19 protein-coding genes are annotated in these 22,098 nt (G+C 58.9%); 2 read left to right on the top strand and 17 right to left on the bottom strand.

Annotated features, from left to right (window positions below; genetic code table 11):
* Positions 1-36: 36 nt before the first annotated feature.
* The 17 genes from L6D81_RS04305 to mtnA all read right to left on the bottom strand — a co-directional run bounded on the left by L6D81_RS04305 (position 37) and on the right by mtnA (position 19,895).
* Complete coding sequence (locus L6D81_RS04305) at positions 37-1,044, bottom strand: glycosyltransferase family 2 protein (RefSeq protein ID WP_236178019.1); 1,008 nt, start codon at positions 1,042-1,044, stop codon at positions 37-39.
* Positions 1,045-1,412: 368 nt separating this feature from the next.
* Complete coding sequence (locus L6D81_RS04300) at positions 1,413-2,375, bottom strand: UDP-glucose 4-epimerase family protein (RefSeq protein WP_236178018.1); 963 nt, start codon at positions 2,373-2,375, stop codon at positions 1,413-1,415.
* Positions 2,372-3,295 (bottom strand): glycosyltransferase, encoded by a 924-nt coding sequence (locus L6D81_RS04295; protein WP_236178017.1) that lies wholly within the window; start codon positions 3,293-3,295, stop codon positions 2,372-2,374. The genes L6D81_RS04300 and L6D81_RS04295 overlap by 4 nt, the downstream gene beginning before the upstream one ends.
* A 58-nt stretch (positions 3,296-3,353) precedes the next feature.
* Positions 3,354-4,244 carry a glucose-1-phosphate thymidylyltransferase RfbA gene (rfbA, locus tag L6D81_RS04290; protein ID WP_236178016.1) on the bottom strand — a complete coding sequence of 297 codons (891 nt, stop codon included), beginning with the start codon at positions 4,242-4,244 and terminating at the stop codon, positions 3,354-3,356.
* Positions 4,241-5,134, bottom strand: a complete 894-nt coding sequence (gene rfbD / locus L6D81_RS04285; protein WP_236178015.1) for a dTDP-4-dehydrorhamnose reductase — start codon at positions 5,132-5,134, stop codon at positions 4,241-4,243. Before rfbD ends, rfbA begins: the two co-directional genes overlap by 4 nt.
* Positions 5,131-6,207 carry a dTDP-glucose 4,6-dehydratase gene (gene rfbB, locus L6D81_RS04280; protein WP_236178014.1) on the bottom strand — a complete coding sequence of 359 codons (1,077 nt, stop codon included), beginning with the start codon at positions 6,205-6,207 and terminating at the stop codon, positions 5,131-5,133. The genes rfbD and rfbB overlap by 4 nt, the downstream gene beginning before the upstream one ends.
* Before the next feature lie 229 nt (positions 6,208-6,436).
* Positions 6,437-6,676 carry a LapA family protein gene (locus tag L6D81_RS04275; protein WP_236178013.1) on the bottom strand — a complete coding sequence of 80 codons (240 nt, stop codon included), beginning with the start codon at positions 6,674-6,676 and terminating at the stop codon, positions 6,437-6,439.
* 27 nt (positions 6,677-6,703) lie between these two features.
* Complete coding sequence (gene ihfB, locus L6D81_RS04270) at positions 6,704-7,000, bottom strand: integration host factor subunit beta (RefSeq protein ID WP_236178012.1); 297 nt, start codon at positions 6,998-7,000, stop codon at positions 6,704-6,706.
* A gap of 151 nt (positions 7,001-7,151) precedes the next feature.
* Complete coding sequence (locus L6D81_RS04265; protein ID WP_064598424.1) at positions 7,152-7,430, bottom strand: hypothetical protein; 279 nt, start codon at positions 7,428-7,430, stop codon at positions 7,152-7,154.
* Positions 7,431-7,633: 203 nt separating this feature from the next.
* Positions 7,634-9,319 (bottom strand): 30S ribosomal protein S1, encoded by a 1,686-nt coding sequence (rpsA, locus tag L6D81_RS04260; protein WP_236178011.1) that lies wholly within the window; start codon positions 9,317-9,319, stop codon positions 7,634-7,636.
* 120 nt (positions 9,320-9,439) lie between these two features.
* On the bottom strand, positions 9,440-10,129 hold the full coding sequence (cmk, locus tag L6D81_RS04255) for a (d)CMP kinase (RefSeq protein ID WP_236178010.1): 690 nt from the start codon (positions 10,127-10,129) through the stop codon (positions 9,440-9,442).
* The gene (locus L6D81_RS04250) at positions 10,126-12,333 is read right to left on the bottom strand and encodes a bifunctional prephenate dehydrogenase/3-phosphoshikimate 1-carboxyvinyltransferase (RefSeq protein ID WP_236178110.1); all 2,208 of its coding nucleotides are present in this window, start codon (positions 12,331-12,333) and stop codon (positions 10,126-10,128) included. The genes cmk and L6D81_RS04250 overlap by 4 nt, the downstream gene beginning before the upstream one ends.
* Positions 12,334-12,361: 28 nt before the next feature.
* The gene (hisC, locus tag L6D81_RS04245; protein WP_236178009.1) at positions 12,362-13,474 is read right to left on the bottom strand and encodes a histidinol-phosphate transaminase; all 1,113 of its coding nucleotides are present in this window, start codon (positions 13,472-13,474) and stop codon (positions 12,362-12,364) included.
* Positions 13,475-13,487: 13 nt separating this feature from the next.
* Positions 13,488-14,582 (bottom strand): prephenate dehydratase, encoded by a 1,095-nt coding sequence (gene pheA, locus L6D81_RS04240; RefSeq protein WP_085730518.1) that lies wholly within the window; start codon positions 14,580-14,582, stop codon positions 13,488-13,490.
* On the bottom strand, positions 14,582-15,667 hold the full coding sequence (serC, locus tag L6D81_RS04235; RefSeq protein WP_236178008.1) for a 3-phosphoserine/phosphohydroxythreonine transaminase: 1,086 nt from the start codon (positions 15,665-15,667) through the stop codon (positions 14,582-14,584). The genes pheA and serC overlap by 1 nt, the downstream gene beginning before the upstream one ends.
* A 64-nt stretch (positions 15,668-15,731) precedes the next feature.
* Positions 15,732-18,395 (bottom strand): DNA gyrase subunit A, encoded by a 2,664-nt coding sequence (gene gyrA, locus L6D81_RS04230; RefSeq protein ID WP_074688032.1) that lies wholly within the window; start codon positions 18,393-18,395, stop codon positions 15,732-15,734.
* Positions 18,396-18,818: 423 nt separating this feature from the next.
* Positions 18,819-19,895 carry an S-methyl-5-thioribose-1-phosphate isomerase gene (gene mtnA / locus L6D81_RS04225; RefSeq protein ID WP_011335374.1) on the bottom strand — a complete coding sequence of 359 codons (1,077 nt, stop codon included), beginning with the start codon at positions 19,893-19,895 and terminating at the stop codon, positions 18,819-18,821.
* A 108-nt stretch (positions 19,896-20,003) separates the two neighbouring features.
* On the opposite strand from mtnA, the gene L6D81_RS04220 reads away from it, so the two are divergent.
* The gene (locus L6D81_RS04220) at positions 20,004-21,338 is read left to right on the top strand and encodes a TRZ/ATZ family hydrolase (RefSeq protein ID WP_236178007.1); all 1,335 of its coding nucleotides are present in this window, start codon (positions 20,004-20,006) and stop codon (positions 21,336-21,338) included.
* Positions 21,339-21,395: 57 nt separating this feature from the next.
* Positions 21,396-22,094 carry a bifunctional 2-polyprenyl-6-hydroxyphenol methylase/3-demethylubiquinol 3-O-methyltransferase UbiG gene (gene ubiG / locus L6D81_RS04215; protein WP_007950906.1) on the top strand — a complete coding sequence of 233 codons (699 nt, stop codon included), beginning with the start codon at positions 21,396-21,398 and terminating at the stop codon, positions 22,092-22,094.
* The last annotated feature ends 4 nt before the right edge of the window (positions 22,095-22,098 follow it).

Below are 22,098 nucleotides of genomic sequence, written 5' to 3'. Positions count from 1 at the left end.
ACACTCTTCCTGAAAAAGGCCAAGTCCGACTGCGGATCAGATTCCATTGAATACCGCCGCCAAAAGCAGCCCAAGGTTGCCCCATAAGGATTGCCGGTAGACGCCAGATCGCCGTAACCAGATGATCCGCGCCAATCCGCGAGAATTTCGTGCCCGCTGAAACAGATCCAGCCTCATCCGGCTTTCTTCATTCAACTGGAATCTGGTCGACTCCAGCGCCGCAATATTCTTTTGATTCCACCCACGGAAACGACCGCGGAACTGCATCCGTACTCTGTTCAATTGCGCCATCAGGCCCGATGTAGAGCCGATGAGGTTTGCTCCGTGCTGCCTGTAGAGAATGGTTGGCCGAACGTCGTAAGTGATTCGCCCTCCAGCACCTGAGACGAGGAGATACGCCCACCAGTCATGCGAAACGATGTCCAGACTGGATCCTGCCTGCAGGAACAGCTTACGGGCAGCCTGATTGAAGACCATTGTGTTGCCCCCTCCCACGCTTTGCACTAGCGCATTGGCAAATCCGACGGGACGCTCAAACAGAGGAGAAAAACCTATGGGTGCCCCCTCCTCATCGATCAATTCGGTCCTGCCACAGTAAAGAGCCGGCTCCTGTGGGGAGGTGCCCTGAAGTTCGCACAGGGCACGCTCCAGCTTGTTTTCTTGCCAGATATCATCCTGATCGGCCCAGGCATAGAAATCGGACTCGATGGAATGGTCACAGGTCAGCGAAAGGAAGTTGGCGGCGTATCCACGTCCTGGTCCTTGGCGAATCGACAGTTTGCCCTCTCCCCAGCGCTCGGCGTATTCGCGTAATAATTCCAGGGTAGAGTCGTCAGAACTATCATCCGACACCACGACAAACCAGTGGGGATAGCTTTGTCGCGCAATGGACTCCAACTGCTGTGCCAAAAAACGCTCGCCATTGAAGGTGCACAACAGAACGGCAACACGTCCGCAAGGACCACCTGGTTCCTGCTGAAGCCGGTCGACAATGCGGGGATCCGGACTGCTGTTTTGAACATCCGGGAAAAGAGGGGCTATCACCGAGCACTCCGTTGCTTAAAGGAGAAAATTTCACCTGTGCCGATTCGTTCAACACGAGCGAGCATTCGACGTACAAGGAGAGCGCCATCGGAACGGCTCATGCGCCACTTCCAGCTGCGCAAAATGTGCAATTATAACGACGAAACATTGCCATTTGATAGCCCAGTGACATTATCGCTTTGCAAACGCTGGAAGCAGGACCGTCAGCCCCGACAAGACATGGATAACGTGAATATTGCAGAGCAGAGCAGAGATGAGCGCCGCGGTGGCGGCGCGTAGGGTATCAAGCCGCCATCGTTAGAAAAAGGGTGGCAGTTTGCCAATGTCGAAGTAGCAGGCAAAGGCCATCAACGGTCAGCCGTCTCCACTCAAGTACGCTGCCGCGAGTGATACTGGCACGCCGTCCGCTTCAACGCATCATCGACGCCAATGACAGGCGACCACCCCAGCCTATCGATAGTTTTACTGATATCGACCTGCAATGACCCACACAATCGCTGCGCGAGATCAGCACGACCGATCAGCGATGCGCCCGTCTTCAACACCCAGGAAGGAATCGACAGCAAGCGAGGCTTTACACCCAGGGCACTCGCCATACGCGTGAGCAATTGAGTAGTGGACAAGTCTTCTCCATCACTGACCAGAAAGGTGTTTCCCGCCGCCTCTGGATGACTGATGCAGACATTGAGCAAATCCACCAGATTCTCAAGCGCAACAAGGCTGCGATGGTTATGTATCGCCCCAAGCGGTAACGGAGTACCTCGTTCAAGCCAGCGCATCATGCTCAGGAAATTGGCCCCGACACCGGGGCCGTAGACCAATGGCGGCCGGATGACGACGACCTCCATACCCGTTTCGACGCTGATTGCTCGCAAGGCGTCCTCTGCTTCGCGTTTTGACAGGCCGTAAGGATCGAGCGGCGCCGGTACATCGTCCGCCTTGAAGACAAGTCCCGGCAGGGTCATTTCACCATTGACCTTGATCGAACTGACGAAAATGAATCTTTTAACGCCAGCTTCAGCTGCACTGCGTGCCAGACGAACAGTCCCTTCGACATTGATTTTGCGAAACCGCTCAAGAGCCCCCTCTGCCGACTCATTCATCACATGCACTCTCGCAGCACAATGAACAACCACGTCAATGCCAGCCAGAGGAGGGAGCAGGACCTTGTCCCCCATGTCAAATGTCACAATCTGGCATAGACCACTCAACCTCGTTTCGCCGCGCACAGCAGCGACAGGGCTGAATACCTTGTCCCGCAGCAGTCGAAACACAAGCGCCTCTCCGACAAACCCGGTCGCGCCCGTCACCAAAACTTGAGAACCGATCATTTAGCCTTGCTTCCAACCAGCGCCGTAGCCCAGCAGATACAAAAGAAAAACAGCTTGTCCCGTACCCTTCGCCGACAGTCTCTGGCGCTGAACGAAAGTTTTATCAGTTGCCGGCGCCCCAAAGGCAGCCAAGGCTCGACAAATGAATTTCGATCAAGCCCCACCAGCCGAACGATCTGCCTGACCTGAGAAAACCACCACCCGTCATGAATGGTCTTGTAACGCATGAGCAGAGAACCGATGCCGGCGTTCGCGCCAACCTGGTTACTTTCATGCTGGCGATAATCCATGGAGGGACGCGCGTCGATGAACCAGCGGAATCCGCGGCTGCGTGCGAAAGCGTAAAAATACCAATCGTGGAGAGTGACCTTCTGCAAGTCACCCCAGCTCCCCAGCATGGCGGCCCTGAGTGGATGCGCCAGCTCACGAGTGAAGACGTATGTACATCCCGGCCCAGCGGCCTCGAACAGGAAATCCCAGGAGGTCTGGGGCTGAGCCTTGTCCAGCAGTTGTGTGCGGCCATCCGGCCAGAACGCAACAACATTGCTGGAGTAGGCATCCACGCTTCGCGCCTGAATTTCGCCGATCGCCCTCTCGAGCTTGTCCTGATACCAGACATCATCCTGATCGGAGAACGCGATGTAGTCGTATTCTTCGAGGGATACATCACGGATCAATCTGAAAAAGTTGCGCGCGGCACCACCGAACGCACCGACGCCAGGGAGCACATGAACACCCTGGCACCTGGCCGCATAGGCGAGGCACCAGGCCTCGGTACCATCAGTCGAGGGATCAACACTGATATAGACGCTCAGGTCTACACCGGACTGTCGAAGAATCGAATCGAGTTGCTCTTCGATCCACTGCATTCCATTGAAGGCCGCCAGCAAAACCGCAACCTTGGGATGTTTTACTGGCATGCCCTTCCCGCCTACACCGATTTTAACTTTCTCACCCGAAAACGCTTTGTTATTCGAATCAGTGAGAAGGCGAGTCCAGCAACTTCTGCAAGTATTGACCGTAGCCCGTCTTCTTCAAGGCATCAGCTTGCTCAGCCAGCTGATCGGCGGTGATCCAGCCATTGTGGTACGCAATTTCTTCCAGGCAGGCCACTTTCAAACCCTGGCGTTGCTCAATGGTATGAACGAAGTGACTGGCTTCAAGCAAAGAGTCGTGAGTACCCGTATCCAGCCAGGCAAAACCGCGACCGAGCATCTCGACATTCAGCGATTTCTGCTCTAGATAGGCGCGATTCACATCAGTGATCTCCAGCTCTCCCCGCTCGGAAGGCTTGATGTTCTTGGCGATCTCCACGACTTGATTGTCATAGAAATAAAGACCTGTAACCGCATAGCTGGATTTTGGCTTCAGTGGTTTCTCTTCAATACTCAAAGCGCGACCGGACGCATCGAACTCCACGACACCGAAACGCTCGGGGTCGGAAACGTGATAACCGAATACAGTCGCGCCGTGCTGTTGAGAGCTGGCCGAACGCAAGTTGTCAGAAAAGTGCTGACCATAAAAGATGTTATCGCCCAGGATCAGACAGCAAGGATCCTTTCCGATGAACTCCTCACCAATGATGAAGGCCTGCGCCAGACCGTCCGGGCTCGGCTGCACGGCGTAAGTCAGCTTGATTCCGTAAAGGCTGCCATCGCCCAGCAACTTACGGAAACAAGGCAAATCTTCCGGGGTGGAAATGATCAGGATTTCGCGCATTCCGGCCAGCATCAAAACCGACAGCGGATAAAAGATCATCGGCTTGTCGTAGATCGGCAGCATCTGCTTGGAAACACCAAGGGTCAACGGGTGCAGGCGCGTACCTGAGCCGCCGGCGAGAATGATGCCTTTACGATTTGTCGTGGTCATTTATTAAGAACTTCCCTAAGCATTCGGGTTACACCACTTTGCCAATCCGGCAAGTGTAGAGAAAAATTGTCGCGCAACTTCCGAGTATTCAAACGCGAGTTTAGAGGCCGACGAGCGGGTGTTGGATACGCCGTTGTATCGATCGGATTGATCTCAGTAACAACAAGCTGCTCACCATTATCCCGGGCAAACGCGATGACATGACTTGCATAGCCATGCCACGATACTTCGCCACTCGCTGCGAGGTGATACAAACCCGCCAGTTCCGGCTGCTTTAGCACATTGCGAATCGCGATTGCCGTGACATCGGCGATCAGGTCAGCACCCGTAGGCGCTCCGACCTGATCGGCAATCACACTTAGCGTTTCGCGATCTTTTGCCAGCCGTAGCATGGTCTTGGCGAAGTTATTGCCGCGAGCACCGTAGACCCAGCTGGTTCGGAAAATCAGATGCTTGCAGCCTGATGAAATGATTGCCTGCTCACCCGCGAGCTTGCTCGCACCGTAATGGTTGACCGGTGCAACGGCATCGGTCTCCAGCCATGGCATGGAGCCCTCACCACTGAACACGTAATCGGTTGAGTAATGGATCAGCCAAGCACCCAGCAAAGCCGCCTCTTCAGCCATGAGCTTACATGCATGGCCATTGATACGATCGGCCATCTCCACTTCAGATTCGGCCTTATCAACTGCGGTGTATGCGGCGGCATTGACAATGACATCTGGTTTAAGCGTGCGGATCGTCGCACGCAAGGCTTCGAGATCCGACAAATCACCACACAAGCCATCGACAGCATGACGATCCAGCGCAACCAACTCACCAAGCGGCGCAAGGGAGCGTTGCAGCTCCCACCCTACCTGACCATTTTTACCCAGTAGGAGGATTTTCATGCCTTGGTCGAGCGATCTGCGTAGTTCTGGTCGATCCACTGCTGGTAGCTTCCGCTTTTGACGTGAGCGACCCATTCAGTGTTGTTCAGGTACCACTCGACGGTCTTGCGAATGCCGGTTTCAAAGGTTTCTTCCGGCGTCCAGCCCAGTTCACGCTGAATCTTGCTGGCATCAATGGCATAGCGCTGATCGTGACCCGGACGATCCTGAACGTAAGTGATCAGGCTCGCATGCGGGCGATGCGCAGAGTCGGGACGCAATTCGTCGAGAAGAGCACATAGAGTGTTCACGACTTCAATATTCTGCTTTTCGTTGTGACCGCCAATGTTATACGTCTCGCCAACGACGCCTTCGGTCACGACCTTGTAAAGCGCACGGGCGTGATCTTCCACATAAAGCCAGTCACGTACCTGGTTTCCTTTGCCGTAGACCGGCAACGGCTTGCCTTCCAGCGCATTGAGAATGATCAACGGGATCAACTTTTCGGGGAAGTGGCAAGGACCGTAGTTGTTCGAGCAGTTAGTCACAAGCGTCGGCAAGCCGTAGGTACGAGCCCAGGCGCGGACCAGATGATCGGAGCTGGCCTTGCTTGCCGAATACGGCGAACTTGGCTGATAGGGAGTGGTTTCGGTGAAGAGATCTTCCGGACCTTCGAGGTCGCCGTAAACTTCGTCCGTAGAGATGTGGTGAAAGCGGAAAGCTGCCTTGCGCGCATCATCCAGCGCAGCCCAATAATGGCGTGCAGCTTCCAGCAGTGTGTAAGTACCAATGATATTGGTTTGAATGAACTCGGAAGGCCCCGAGATGGAGCGATCCACGTGAGACTCTGCGGCCAGATGCATGATCGCATCCGGTTGGTGCTCACGCAGGACACGGTCGATCTGCTCACGGTCGCAGATGTCGACGCGCTCGAACGTGTAACGCGAGTTTCCGCTGACTTCGGCCAACGACTCAAGGTTACCGGCATACGTCAGCTTGTCGACGTTTACCACTGCGTCGGTAGTGTTGGAGATGATATGACGGATAACAGCTGAGCCGATGAACCCGGCTCCGCCGGTTACTAGAATTTTCACGCGAAACCATACCCTTGAGTTGCTGACAGGGCTGCCAACCGAGCACTGTCTAATCCATACAATGCAAAAGCCATCAGTCCAGCCGGCTTCTGACAGAATCAGTCCGTACCGACGTGGGAATAGGCCACTATCGGACAAGCGCAGCATTTTACAGCTTAATGAACGTTTTACTAATGGATATAGACAAGCAGTGGCTAAAGTTTAGTTCGCCTTCCTTTCCATGTCGTAATCAGACAAGACGCTTACGTGAGCCTCTGGACGTACGTCCCAGAAACCAGCCAAAAACCGGCCCGATCAGCATGCCCACCAGCAAAGCACCAACTGTAATCACTGACACCGGAAGTTGCGGCCCTGCCCAGCCAAGAAACAACAGGGAGACCGATTGCTGATTTTCGAGAACGAACGCAAGGATCACCAATACCAGCAATAGAATTAAAACGGAAAGAAAAATGCGCTTGAGATTACTCATTAGCGGCTCCTTGCGTAACGGCGACCATCAAGCCCCCTCATCCTCTTCTTCATTCACGCGATCACGCAGCTCTTTGCCTGGCTTGAAATGCGGAACAAATTTTCCGTCAAGGCTGACGGACTGACCGGTCTTTGGGTTACGACCGACGCGCGGCGCACGATAGTGCAAGGAAAAACTGCCAAAACCACGGATCTCGATACGATCCCCCGTGGCCAGACACTGGGACATTTGCTCAAGCATGGTCTTGATGGCCAGCTCCACATCTTTGGATGAGAGCAGCCCTTGATGGGTGACAATTCGTTCGATCAACTCCGACTTCGTCATATTTTTCCCTTCTTTTTCAAGCAGCTAGGTCAGCGCTTGAAAGGTTTTAGCACGCCCGGAAGATTTTGAACAGCCCAGGGCTTGACATATCTTTCCGCTCGCCGAAACGCCCATTTTCAGGGCATCGGATCACAAGCCCACCAACGCTCACTCACCGACAAATCACCAACATGGTTCGAGTGACGTAGCCTGCCGGATTGAAGCCAAAGGGAAACTCATCTTCATCCCGCGCATCATCAGACCGCGTGATCACCTTGTAACCGGCTCCCTTGCATTCCTTGGCGGCGCGCTTCTGACACCGCTCCCAGCCCGAACCCAAGCCTGAGCAGTCAACCTCGATGCCACTCACTCCGCGTACCGCATGGGTCTTGGCGCTGGTAGTACAGCCCGCCAACACCAACATGCCCACCAGAACTATAAACTTGTTCATTCACTTCCTTATGCCAGGCGCCTGCCCGACTACTGCGATCTTCAGCCTAAGCCTAGACGCGAATAGACGATTGATCCGATTAAAGAAACAGACCGCCCGGCGAAGGAAATGGTTTCACCGATGGACCACGAAGAAGCACCCACTAAATCGCAGGCACAAAAAAGGGCGACCGAAGTCGCCCTTTTTTAATGATCAGACAGAACTCAGTTCTGTTTGGCCATTGCTTGACGCAGCAGTGCCGCCATGGTGGTGTCAGCTGCTTCGCCTTCCGGAGCTGCTTTCAGGCTCTGGATGGCTTCTTTCTCTTCAGCATCGTCTTTCGATTTGATCGACAGCTGAATTACACGGCTCTTACGATCAACGCTGATGATCTTGGCTTCTACTTGCTGGCCTTCTTTCAGAACGTTGCGCGCGTCTTCAACGCGGTCACGGCTGATTTCGGAGGCTTTCAGAGTCGCTTCGATATCGTCGGCCAGAACAATGATGGCGCCTTTGGCGTCAACTTCTTTCACGGTGCCAGTAACGATTGCGCCTTTGTCGTTAACCGAGACGTACTCGGAGAACGGATCGCTTTCCAGTTGCTTGATACCCAGGGAGATACGCTCACGCTCCGGGTCAACCGACAGGATAACGGTGTCCAGCTCGTCGCCCTTCTTGAAACGACGTACGGCTTCTTCGCCCACTTCGTTCCAGGAGATGTCGGACAGGTGAACCAGACCGTCGATGCCGCCGTCCAGACCAATGAAGATACCGAAATCGGTGATCGACTTGATGGTGCCGGAGATCTTGTCGCCCTTGTTGAACTGGCCAGAGAAGTCTTCCCATGGGTTCGACTTGCACTGCTTGATGCCCAGGGAGATACGACGACGCTCTTCGTCGATGTCCAGAACCATGACTTCCACTTCGTCGCCGACTTGTACGACTTTCGAAGGGTGGATGTTCTTGTTGGTCCAGTCCATTTCCGAAACGTGCACCAGACCTTCAACGCCTTCTTCCAGCTCAGCGAAGCAGCCGTAGTCGGTCAGGTTGGTTACACGAGCGGTAACGCGAGTGCTTTCTGGGTAACGGGCTTTGATAGCAACCCATGGATCTTCGCCCAGTTGCTTCAGGCCCAGGGAAACACGGTTGCGTTCGCGATCGTATTTCAGAACCTTGACGTCGATTTCGTCACCAACGTTGACGATCTCGGAAGGATGCTTGATGCGCTTCCAAGCCATGTCGGTGATGTGCAGCAGGCCGTCCACGCCACCCAGATCGACGAATGCGCCGTAATCGGTGAGGTTTTTGACGATACCTTTGACTTGCTGGCCTTCCTGCAGGGATTCCAGCAGAGCTTCACGCTCGGCGGAGTTCTCGGCTTCCAGGACGCTGCGACGGGAAACGACAACGTTGTTGCGCTTCTGGTCCAGCTTGATGACCTTGAATTCCAGCTCTTTGCCTTCCAGGTGCGTGGTGTCGCGCACTGGACGGACGTCAACCAGAGAACCTGGCAGGAACGCACGGATGCCGTTAACGTCGACAGTGAAGCCGCCTTTAACCTTACCGTTGATAACGCCCTTGACCACTTCCTCAGCTGCGAAGGCTGCTTCCAGAACGATCCAGCATTCAGCGCGCTTGGCTTTTTCACGGGACAGCTTGGTTTCACCGAAACCGTCTTCAACCGCGTCCAGCGCAACATGAACTTCGTCACCGACATTGATAGTCAGTTCGCCAGCGTCGTTGTAGAACTGCTCCAGCGGGATCAGCCCTTCGGACTTCAGACCAGCATGAACGGTTACCCAGCCAGCTTGGTAATCGATATCAACGATAATAGCGGTGATGATGGAGCCTGCCTGAAGGTTCAGGGTCTTTAGGCTTTCTTCAAAGAGTTCCGCAAAGCTTTCGCTCATTTTAATTCCTGTTGATTAGGGCGAAAAATACGCCCATCTCCACATCCCAGACGATGCGGGTCAGTTTCATTTAAAGGAAGCCACCGCAGGACTATGACTGGTCCCCTGCGGCCTTCCTGGTCACCCGGTGATATCGCGAATGGCAATCTCACTCATGATGCGTTCAAGCACCTGATCGATGGACAACTCCGTGGAATCCAGCTGTATGGCGTCAGCCGCCGGCTTGAGCGGGGCCACCGCTCGCTGGGTATCACGCTCGTCGCGCGCACGGATCTCATCTAGCAGACTCGACAGACTAACACCCTCGACTTTGCCCTTCAACTGCAAATATCGGCGGCGCGCCCGCTCCTCGGCACTGGCGGTCAGGAAAATCTTCAGGGGCGCATTGGGAAATACCACCGTGCCCATGTCGCGACCATCAGCCACCAGACCCGGCGCTTCTTGAAAAGCACGCTGACGCTGCAGCAGCGCCTCGCGCACGGCGGGCAATGCAGCCACTTGCGAAGCACCGGAACCGACGCTTTCCGTGCGGATGACATCGCTGACTTCGTCACCCTCCAGAATGATGCGTTGCAACTGACCGTCGGTCGCCGCGATGAACTGCACATCCAGATGAGCGGCCAGTTTCTTCAGCAGCTCTTCATTGGTCAGATCGACACCATGGTTGTGCGCAGCAAACGCCAACAGGCGATACAGCGCACCGGAGTCCAGCAGGTTCCAGCCCAGACGCTTGGCCAGAATTCCGGCTACGGTGCCTTTGCCCGAGCCGCTTGGCCCATCGATGGTGATGACCGGTGCAATGCTGTTCACGACTGAGCCTCTTGCGCCACACGAATGCCGACCTGCGCGCACAGCGCCAGGAAGTTCGGGAACGATGTCGCGACGTTGGCGCAGTCATGGATGCGGATCGGTGCCGTGGCGCGCAGGGAGGCCACGCTGAAAGCCATCGCGATGCGGTGATCGCCATGACCATGCACTTCGCCGCCGCCGATCTGGCCGCCGTCGATGATGATGCCGTCCGGGGTCGGTTCGCACTTGACGCCCAGCGCCAGCAAACCGTCCGCCATGACCTGGATACGGTCCGATTCCTTGACCCGCAGCTCCTCGGCGCCGGTCAGCACGGTGCGCCCTTCCGCACAGGCCGCCGCCACGAACAGCACCGGGAATTCATCGATGGCCAGTGGAACCAGCGCTTCCGGAATCTCGATACCCTTGAGTTTAGCCGCTCGCACACGCAGATCGGCAACCGGCTCGCCACCCACTTCACGCTGGTTTTCCAGGGTGATGTCAGCGCCCATCAGACGCAGGATGTCGATCACGCCGGTACGGGTCGGGTTGATGCCGACGTGCTCGAGCACCAGCTCCGAACCTTCGGCGATCGACGCGGCCACCAGGAAGAATGCCGAAGACGAGATGTCGCCCGGCACTTCGATGTGGGTCGCAGCCAGCTTGCCGCCGGACTCGACGGACGCCGTCGCGCCGTCAACGCTCACCGGATAGCCGAAGCCGCGCAGCATGCGCTCAGTGTGATCGCGAGTCGGGGCTGGCTCGGTCACGGTGGTCTTGCCTTCGGCGTACAGACCCGCCAGCAGCAGGCAGGACTTAACCTGAGCACTGGCCATCGGCATCGTGTAGGTCAGGCCTTTGAGCTTGTGACCGCCACGAATGGTCATCGGCGGACGACCGTCGGCAGCGGTTTCGATCACGGCGCCCATTTCCCGCAGCGGGTTGGCCACCCGGTTCATCGGGCGCTTGGACAGCGAAGCATCACCGGTCAGGGTGCTGTCGAAGTCCTGCGCGGCCAGCAGGCCGGACAGCAGGCGCATCGACGTGCCGGAGTTGCCCAGATAGATCGGGCCCGGCGCAGGCTTCAGGCCATGCAGGCCGACACCGTGGATGGTCACGCGGCCGTGATGCGGGCCTTCGATGACCACGCCCATGTCGCGGAACGCCTGCAAGGTCGCCAGGGCGTCTTCGCCCTCGAGGAAGCCTTCGACTTCGGTGACGCCTTCAGCCAGGGAACCGAGCATGATCGAACGGTGGGAAATCGATTTGTCACCCGGTACGCGAATCCGACCGGACAGGCGGCCACCAGGTTGAGCCAGGAAAATCAGATCGTTGGAATTCATAGCGTCCACATAGGCCCTGCGGGCCAGGATTTTACTGAAATGCTCGCGGGCAACCCGGGCGCGCGTGAAGACGCCCAACAATTGGTGCCCATCCCCTGCATCGACCGCGTCGCGCAAGGCGTCGAGGTCGCTGCGAAATGTATCGAGTGTGCGCAGGACAGCCTCGCGATTGGCGAGAAAGATGTCATGCCACATGACCGGGTCGCTTCCGGCGATTCTTGTGAAATCGCGGAAACCGCCCGCAGCGTAACGGAAGATCTCAAGATTTTCATTGCGCTTGGCCAGCGAATCGACCAGACCGAAGGCCAGCAGGTGCGGCAGATGACTGGTCGCGGCCAGCACTTCATCGTGACGCTCGACCTGCATGTGCTCGACGTCGGCGCCCAGCTCGCGCCACAAGCGATCAACCACCGCCAGCGCAGCCGGATCGGTCTGCTCCAGCGGGGTCAGAATCACTTTATGACGACGAAACAGCTCTGAGTTGGAGGCTTCCACCCCACTCTGCTCGGAGCCGGCAATCGGATGGCCCGGTACGAAACGCGCCGGCATGCCGCCGAACGCTTCGGTCGCCGCGCGCACCACGTTGCCCTTGGCGCTGCCGACATCCGTGAGGATCGCCTGACCCAGATCCATGCCGGCCAGACGAGCCAGCACTTTTTCCATGGCCAGGATCGGCACCGCCAACTGGATCACGTCCGCGCCCTGGCAAGCCGCCACCAGATCGTCTTCGCAGCGATCCACAACGCCCAACTCGACCGCCAGCTTGCGTGATTGCGGATCGAGATCGACCCCGACCACTTCGCGGCACACGCCGCTTTCACGCAAGCCTTTGGCAAACGAACCACCGATCAACCCCAGACCGACCACCACCAGGCGCCCGATCATAGGTGCAGCAGATTGCAGCGCAGTGACATCAACCACGAGCCAGAACCTTGCGCAGCGCCTCGAGGAAGCGGCTGTTTTCTGCCGGCAGACCGATGGTCACCCGCAGATGGTTCGGCATGCCGTAGTTGGCCACCGGACGCACGATCACGCCTTCGCGCAGCAGGCCCTGGAACACCGGAGCCGCCACCTGACCGAGGTCGACGCAGATGAAGTTACCCTTCGACGGAATCCAGCTCAGACCCAACTCGCGCAAGCCCGCTTCCAGCTGTCGCATGCCGGACTCGTTGAGCTGACGGCTCTGCGCCAGATAGTCCTCGTCCTTCAGCGCCGCACAGGCCGCGGCCAAGGCCAGACTGTTGACGTTGAACGGCTGGCGTACGCGGTTCAGCACATCCGCCACCACCGGGGTGGACAAGCCGTAACCAACGCGCAGTGCTGCCAGGCCATAGGCTTTGGAGAAGGTGCGCGAAACCAGCAGGTTCGGGTAAGCGGCGAGAAAATCCAGACCATCCGGCAGATCGCTGCCTTCGGCGTATTCGATGTAGGCCTCGTCCAGCACCACCAACACATGCTCCGGCACGTCCTGCAGGAACTCGTCCAGCGCTTCGGCGCCGAACCAGGTGCCGGTCGGGTTGTTCGGGTTGGCAATGAACACAACGCGGGTGTTGGCGTCGATGGCCGCCAGCATCGCTGGCAGGTCATGCCCCCAATCCTTGGCTGGAACAACCTTGGCCTGCGCGCCGACTGCCTGGGTCGCAATCGGGTAGACCGCGAACGCGTGCTCGCTGAACACCGCGTTCAGGCCCGGCGCCAGATAGGCGCGCGCCACCAGCTCGAGAATGTCGTTGGAACCATTGCCCAGGGTCACCTGGTTCAGCTCGACACGGCACTGCTCGGCCAGCAGGGATTTCAGGGCAAAACCGTTGCCGTCCGGATAACGGGTCAGCTCGTCCAGCGCTTCGCGTATCGCGGCCAGCGCTTTCGGGCTCGCGCCCAACGGATTTTCGTTGCTTGCCAGTTTGACGATGCTGGCCGGATCCAGGTCCAGTTCGCGAGCCAGTTCGTCCACGGGTTTGCCCGGCACGTATGGCGAAAGTTGTTGCACGCCCGGCTGTGCCAGAGCGAGGAAGTTGCCACTCATTTGCTACTGCCCCTTAGAGAACCGCTTTCGGGTAGGAACCCAGCACCTTGAGTGCTACTGCTTCCTGACTGATCTTTTCCAGTACACCTTTGATCAGCGGATCACGGTGATGACCGACGAAGTCGATGAAGAACACGTAGGTCCATTTGCCGCTGCGCGACGGACGGGTTTCGATCCGGGTCAGGTCGATCCCGTTGTCATGGAACGGCACCAGCAGCTCGTGGAGCGCGCCGGGCTTGTTACTCATGGACACGATGATCGAAGTCTTGTCGTCGCCGGTCGGCGGCACTTCCTGGTTACCGATCATCAGGAAGCGCGTGGAGTTGTCCGGACGATCCTCGATCTTCTCGGCCAGACGAGTCAGGCCATACAGCCCGGCCGCCATGTCACCGGCGATCGCCGCCGAGTTCCATTCCCCCTTGACCCGCTTGGCCGCTTCGGCGTTGCTGGACACCGCCACACGCTCGACATTCGGGTAATGGGCGTCCAGCCACTTGCGGCACTGGGCCAGCGACTGGGCGTGGGAATAAATGCGGCTGATGCTGTCCGTCTTGGTGTTTTCACCGACCAACAGGTGGTGGTGAATCCTCAGCTCGACTTCGCCGCAGATGACCATGTCGTGCTCAAGGAAGCTGTCGAGGGTGTGGTTGACCGCGCCTTCGGTGGAGTTCTCCACCGGTACCACACCGAAATTCACCGCACCGGCCGCCACTTCACGGAACACTTCGTCGATCGCCGCCATCGGCTTGCTGATCACCGCGTGCCCGAAGTGCTTCATGGCCGCCGCCTGGGTGAAGGTGCCTTCCGGACCGAGATAAGCCACTTTCAGCGGGTTCTCGAGGGCCAGGCACGACGACATGATTTCGCGGAACAAGCGCGCCATCTCTTCATTGCCCAGCGGCCCCTTGTTGCGTTCCATCACGCGCTTGAGGACCTGCGCCTCGCGCTCGGGACGATAGAACACCGGCTGCTCGCCTTCGGCCAGACTGGCCATCTTGACCCGGGCGACTTCCTCGGCGCAGCGGGCGCGATCACTGATCAGCTGGAGGATCTTCTCATCCAGGCTATCGATGCGAACGCGCAGCGCCTTGAGCTCCTGCTCGGACATCAGGAATGCTCCTTCTCGAATTCAGCCATGTAGCCGACCAGCGCTTCGACAGCGTCCAGCCCCAGGGCGTTGTAGATCGAGGCACGCATGCCGCCAACCGAACGATGACCCTTGAGGTTGAGCAGCCCACGGGCGTCGGCGCCGGCCAGGAACGCCTTGTCCAGACGCTCGTCAGCCAGACGGAACGGCACGTTCATCCACGAGCGTGCGTTGGTGCTGATCGGGTTGGTATAGAAGTCGCTGTTGTCGATGAAGCCGTACAGGCGCTCTTTCTTCGCCTTGTTGCGTTGCTCCATCGCGGCGACACCGCCCTGCTCCTTCAGCCACTCGAAGACCAGGCCCGAGAGGTACCAGGAATAGGTGGCCGGCGTGTTGTACATCGAACCGTTGTCGGCCGAGACCTTGTAGTCGAGCATCGTCGGGCACGAACTGCGGGCGCGGCCCAGCAGGTCTTCACGAACGATCACGACGACCAGACCGCTCGGGCCGATGTTCTTCTGGGCACCGGCGTAGATCAGGCCGTACTGCGAAACGTCGATCGGGCGCGAGAGGATATCGGAGGACATGTCGACCACCAGCGGAACGTCACCGGCTTCGGGAACCCAGTCGAACTGCAGGCCGCCAATGGTTTCGTTGGACGCATAGTGCAGATAGGCCGCACCCGGGGTCAGCTTCCACTCGTTCTGGCCAGGGATGGCCAGGTAGTCATAAGGCTTGGCGCTGGCGGCAACGTTGATGTTGCCGAAGCGACGCGCTTCCTCGATGGCTTTCTTCGACCAGATGCCGGTTTCGACATAGTCGGCAGTGCCGTTCTCGGGCAGCAGGTTCAGCGGAATCTCGGCGAACTGCTGGCTCGCACCGCCCTGCAGGAACAGCACTTTGTAATTGGAGGGGATGGACAGCAGGTCGCGCAGGTCTTGTTCGGCCTTCTCGGCGATGGCCACGTAGTCATCGCTGCGATGGCTCATTTCCATGACCGACAGACCCTTGCCATGCCAGTCGAGCATCTCGGACTGGGCACGCAACAGGACAGCTTCAGGCAGCGCAGCGGGACCTGCGCAGAAGTTAAAGGCTCGTTTGCTCACATCCACTCTCGCTATGCAATCACGGTAGCGGACAGAGCAAACACTCTGCCCTGCTACGATTTGGTTAGTCTTGCGACTCTTCTTCGTCTGCGGCGTCGGCCTGCAGGTTGTCGACCGCATCGTCCGGTTCGGCGCCGATCACGCCTTCTTCCAGCTCGACACCTTCTTCGCCTTCCAGCTCGTCACCTTCCACTTCCGAAGGCTCCTGAACCCGTTCCAGACCGACCAGGGTTTCGTCCTTGGCCAGCTTGATCAGGGTCACGCCCTGGGTGTTACGACCCAGACTGGAGACTTCGTCGACGCGGGTACGCACCAGCGTGCCCTGGTCGGAAATCAGCATGATCTCCTCGCCGTCGAGCACCTGAACCGCACCGACCAGACGGCCGTTACGCTCGTTGCTGACCATGGCGATCACGCCCTGACCGCCACGCTTGTACTCAGGGAACTCGGTGATCGCGGTGCGCTTGCCGTAGCCACGCTCGGAAGCGGTGAGAATCTGGCTGCCTTCTTCCGGGATCAACATCGAAATCAGCTTCTGCCCTTCCGGCAGACGCATGCCGCGCACACCGCGGGCGGTACGGCCCATGGCACGAACGTCGGATTCCTTGAAGCGGGTCACCTTGCCGCCGTCGGAGAACAGCATCACTTCACGCTCGCCATCGGTGATGGCGGCGGAGATCAACACGTCGCCTTCGTCCAGCTCCAGCGCGATCAGACCGACGCTGCGCTGACGGCTGAAGGATTCCAGCGGGGTCTTCTTCACGGTGCCGTTGGCGGTCGCCATGAAGATGTAGTGACCTTCGGTGTATTCCTCGACCGGCAGCATGGTGGTGATGTACTCACCGTCATCCAGCGGCAGCAGGTTGACCAGCGGACGACCACGGGCGGCACGGGACGCTTCCGGAATTTCGTAGGTTTTCAGCCAATACACCTTGCCCTTGCTGGAGAACAGCAACAGCGTGGTGTGGCTGTTGGCAACCAGCAGGTGAGCGATGTAGTCCTCATCCTTCACGCCGGTAGCCGATTTGCCTTTACCGCCACGACGCTGGGCCTGGTACGCAGCCAGCGGCTGGGTCTTGGCATAGCCACCGTGGGAGATGGTCACGACGCGCTCTTCTTCCGGGATCATGTCACCCAGGGTCAGGTCGAGACGGGCATCGAGGATTTCAGTGCGGCGCACGTCGCCGTATTCGGCGCGGATCACTTCCAGCTCTTCGCGGATCACTTCCATCAGGCGCACGGCGCTGTTGAGGATGCGGATCAGCTCGCCGATCTGGTTGAGGATCTCTTGATACTCGGCCAGCAGCTTTTCGTGTTCCAGACCGGTCAGACGGTGCAGACGCAGCTCCAGAATGGCTTGCGCCTGCTCTGGCGACAGGAAGTACTTGCCGTCGCGCAGACCGTATTGCGGATCGAGGTTTTCCGGACGGCACGAATCGGCACCGGCACGTTCCACCATCGCCACCACAGCCGAGGATTCCCACGGCGTGCTGACCAGCGCTTCCTTGGCTTCCGACGGGGTCGGCGAAGCCTTGATCAGGGCAATGACCGGGTCGATGTTCGACAGGGCAACGGCCTGACCTTCGAGGATGTGACCACGCTCGCGCGCCTTGCGCAGTTCGAACACGGTACGGCGGGTAACCACTTCGCGACGGTGACGGACGAAGGCTTCCAGCAGGTCCTTGAGGTTGAGGATCCGCGGACGGCCGTCGATCAGCGCAACGATGTTGATGCCGAATACCGATTGCAGCTGGGTCTGGGCGTAGAGGTTGTTGAGGATCACCTCGGGCACTTCGCCGCGACGCAGTTCGATCACGACGCGCATACCGTCCTTGTCGGACTCGTCGCGCAGTTCGGTGATGCCTTCGAGTTTCTTCTCTTTTACCAGCTCGGCGATCTTCTCGATCAGACGCGCCTTGTTCAGCTGGTAAGGGAGTTCGGTGATGACGATCTGCTGACGACCACCGACCTTGTCGATGTCCTCGATGATCGAGCGGGCGCGCATGTAAATGCGGCCACGGCCGGTGCGGTAGGCTTCGATGATGCCGGCGCGACCGTTGATGATCGCGGCAGTCGGGAAGTCCGGGCCGGGGATGTATTGCATCAGTTCATCGACGGTCAGCTCGGGGTTGTCGATGAGGGCCAGGCAACCGTCGATGACTTCACCGAGGTTGTGCGGCGGAATGTTGGTCGCCATGCCCACGGCGATACCGCTGGAACCGTTGACCAGCAGGTTCGGCACGCGGGTCGGCATGACCGCCGGGATCAGTTCGGTGCCGTCGTAGTTCGGCACCCAGTCCACGGTTTCCTTGTGCAGGTCGGCCAGCAGCTCGTGCGCCAGCTTGGTCATGCGCACTTCGGTGTATCGCATGGCTGCAGCGTTGTCGCCGTCCACCGAACCGAAGTTGCCCTGACCGTCCACCAGCAGATAACGCAGCGAGAATGGCTGCGCCATGCGCACGATGGTGTCGTACACCGCAGTATCACCGTGCGGGTGATACTTACCGATCACGTCACCGACGACACGGGCAGATTTCTTGTACGGCTTGTTGAAGTCGTTGCCCAGCTCGCTCATCGCGAACAGCACGCGACGGTGCACGGGCTTCAAGCCATCGCGCGCATCCGGCAGTGCACGGCCGACGATCACGCTCATCGCGTAGTCGAGGTAGGACTGTTTCAGCTCGTCTTCGATATTGACCGGGAGGATTTCTTTGGCCAGTTCGCCCATGAGAAGCCTGATTCCTTTTTCTGGTGAAACTTCGCCATATCCATAGGGGACGCACGAAGCTCGTCGATGCAGGCCGAGTGCCATGCGCCGACTTACGACAAATCGACAAGTTGACCCTGGATTTGCGCAGTGAAGACAACCCCGTGGGACTGCCTCGGAAAACGCCGGATGTTATCACAAGAGCCGCCACGCACCTATCCCCCAGATGCGCATGGAGCATAGTTAGTTGACCGATGACAGGCTTAACGGGGACGAGAGAGGCTCAGAGCTTACCTGAATGCAAATTTCGGGATGAAATTGCGGATGTTTATTGACTTTCAAGGCCCCATCGCTGGCAATCCAGCTCCCACAGGATCAGTGGCGAGCACAAAACCTGTGGAAGTCCGCCTGCTGGCGATGGCAATTCAGCGGGAGCCGAACCCCTTAATGCAGGCGCTTGCGGCACATCAACTGCGCCATCTTCGCGGTATCCGGGCGCTCGACGATGCCTTTTTCGGTGACGATCGCATCGATCAGGTCTGCCGGGGTCACGTCAAACACCGGGTTGAACGCCTCAACGTCAGCCCCGACACGCTTGCCGCCAACCTCCAGCAACTCGGCACCATCGCGTTCCTCGATCGGGATGTCATCACCGCTGGCCAGATTCATGTCGATGGTCGAGCTCGGCGCCACCACCATGAAGCGCACGCCGTGGTGCATGGCGTTGACCGCCAGTTGATAGGTGCCGATCTTGTTCGCCACATCGCCGTTGGCGGTAATCCGGTCGGCGCCGACGATCACCCAGGTCACGCCTTTGGTTTTCATGATGTGCGCAGCGGCAGAGTCAGCGTTCAGGGTCACCGGAATGCCTTCGTTGGCCAACTCCCACGCGGTCAGGCGCGAACCTTGCAGCCACGGCCGGGTTTCGTCGGCGTAGACGCGCTCGACCATACCCTCGATGAACGCCGCGCGAATCACCCCGAGCGCCGTGCCGAAACCGCCAGTGGCCAGGGCGCCGGTGTTGCAGTGAGTCAGAATCGCCTGGGCATTGCCCTGGTGCTTGCGAATCAGGTCGACACCGAGCTGGGCCATGGTCAGGTTGGCTTCGCGATCGCTTTCATGAATGGCGATGGCTTCGGCTTCCAGCGCCGCCAACGGATCGGCATTTTCCTTCAAGCGATCCAGGCGGTCGTGCATGCGGTTCAATGCCCAGAACAGGTTGACCGCTGTCGGCCGGGAATCGGCCAGCAGCATGAAATCCTCTTCCAGCGCCGCGTACCAGTCGCCACCTTCGGCAATCCGGGCACGGGCCGCCAGCACGATGCCATAGGCGGCACTGATACCGATGGCCGGCGCACCGCGCACCACCATCGAACGAATCGCCTCGGCCACGCCGGCGGCGCTGGTGTAGGCGATCCAGTTTTCCTCGAACGGCAAAACGCGCTGATCCAGCAGGTGGAGCGCGCCATCACGCCAATCGATGGCCTTTACTTTCTCCGCAGCCAACAGTCGATCGCGCATCCCTCACCCCGCACTCATGAACAAAAGCCGCCGATTATAGCGATCCCCCCGCGAAGACGCTCGGGTATACTTCGCCATCCTTTACAAAAGCACTGGAACCGACCCTCGATGCCGAAACCTGCCATTGCGCTCGACTTATTATTGCTGCCGACCTGGCTGGTACCCGTCGAACCCGCAGGCGTTGTGCTCAAGGAGCATGGCCTGGGCATCCGCGACGGGCGCATCGTGTTTATCGGCCCGCGTGCCGAAGCGCTGAAGTGCAACGCCGCCGAAGTCCGTGAACTGCCGGACGTGCTGCTCAGTCCGGGCCTGATCAACGCCCACGGCCACGCCGCGATGACGCTGTTCCGTGGTCTGGCCGACGATCTGCCACTGATGACCTGGCTGGAAAACCACATCTGGCCGGCCGAGGGCAAATGGGTCGATGAAGATTTTGTGCGTGACGGCACCGACCTGGCCATCGCCGAGCAGATAAAAGGTGGCATCACCTGTTTTTCGGACATGTACTTCTTCCCCAAGGTTGCCAGCGAGCGCGTGCACAACAGCGGAATCCGCGCGCAGATCGCGATTCCGATCCTCGACTTCCCGATTCCGGGCGCCGCCAGTGCCGATGAAGCCATTCGTCAGGGCGTCGAACTGTTCGGCGACCTGAAGCATCACGAGCGCATCAAGATCACGTTCGGCCCTCATGCACCCTACACCGTGGGCGACGAGAACCTGGAAAAAATCCGCGTGATCGCCGAAGAGCTGGACGCGTCGATCCACATGCACGTCCACGAAACCGCGTTCGAAGTGCAGCAAGCGGTCGAACAGCGCGGCGAACGCCCGCTGGCCCGCCTCGGCCGGCTCGGCCTGCTCGGCCCGCGCTTCCAGGCCGTGCACATGACCCAGATCAGCGATGACGACCTGGCGTTGCTGGTAGAAAGCAACACCAGCGTGATCCATTGTCCGGAGTCGAACCTGAAACTGGCCAGCGGTTTCTGCCCAGTGGAGCGCCTGTGGCAGGCCGGGGTCAACGTGGCGGTCGGCACCGATGGCGCGGCCAGCAACAATGACCTGGACCTGCTGGGTGAAACCCGCACCGCCGCCCTGCTGGCCAAAGCCGTCGCCGGCTCGGCCACCGCGCTGGACGCCCACCGGGCTTTGCGCATGGCCACGTTGAACGGCGCAAGAGCCTTGGGGATCGAAGCCGAGACCGGCTCTCTGGAACTCGGCAAGGCCGCGGACATCGTCGCCTTCGATTTGTCCGGTCTGGCACAACAACCGGTCTATGACCCGGTCTCGCAACTGATATATGCCACCGGCCGAGACTGCGTGAAACACCTGTGGGTCGCCGGCAAGCAGTTGCTCGACGACCGCCGCCTGACTCGACTGGACGAACAACAGCTCGGCGAAACCGCCCGGGCCTGGGGCCGACGCATCAACGGCCACACCGAATCGTAAACACCCCGGGGCAAACTCCGGGGCTACAGCCTTTTTCAAGTTTTAGAGGATTGAATCATGAGCAACGTCGACCACGCCGAAATCGCCAAATTCGAAGCCCTGGCCCATCGCTGGTGGGACCGCGAAAGCGAGTTCAAACCGCTGCACGACATCAACCCGCTGCGGGTCAACTGGATTGACGAGCGCGTCAACCTGGCCGGCAAGAAGGTCCTCGACGTCGGCTGCGGCGGCGGCATTCTCAGCGAAGCCATGGCCCAGCGCGGCGCGACCGTGACCGGCATCGACATGGGCGAAGCGCCGCTGGCAGTCGCGCAACTGCATCAGCTGGAATCCGGCGTGAACGTCGAATACCGCCAGATCACCGCCGAAGCCCTGGCCGAAGAAATGCCCGAGCAGTTCGACGTCGTCACCTGCCTGGAAATGCTCGAGCACGTACCGGATCCGTCCTCGGTGATCCGCGCCTGCTTCCGCATGGTCAAGCCCGGCGGCCAGGTGTTCTTCTCCACCATCAACCGCAACCCGAAGGCGTACCTGTTCGCCATCGTCGGCGCCGAATACATCATGAAGCTGCTGCCGCGCGGCACTCACGACTTCAAGAAATTCATCCGCCCGTCCGAGCTCGGCGCCTGGAGCCGCATGGCCGGCCTGACCGTCAAGGACATCATCGGTCTGACCTACAACCCGCTGACCAAGCACTACAAGCTGGCGGCGGACGTTGACGTCAACTACATGATCCAGACCCTGCGCGAGGAATAAGCCG

The organism is Pseudomonas sputi (genome assembly GCF_021603585.1).
Lineage (GTDB): Bacteria > Pseudomonadota > Gammaproteobacteria > Pseudomonadales > Pseudomonadaceae > Aquipseudomonas > Aquipseudomonas sputi.
This window is presented reverse-complemented; position numbering and strand designations above follow the sequence as displayed.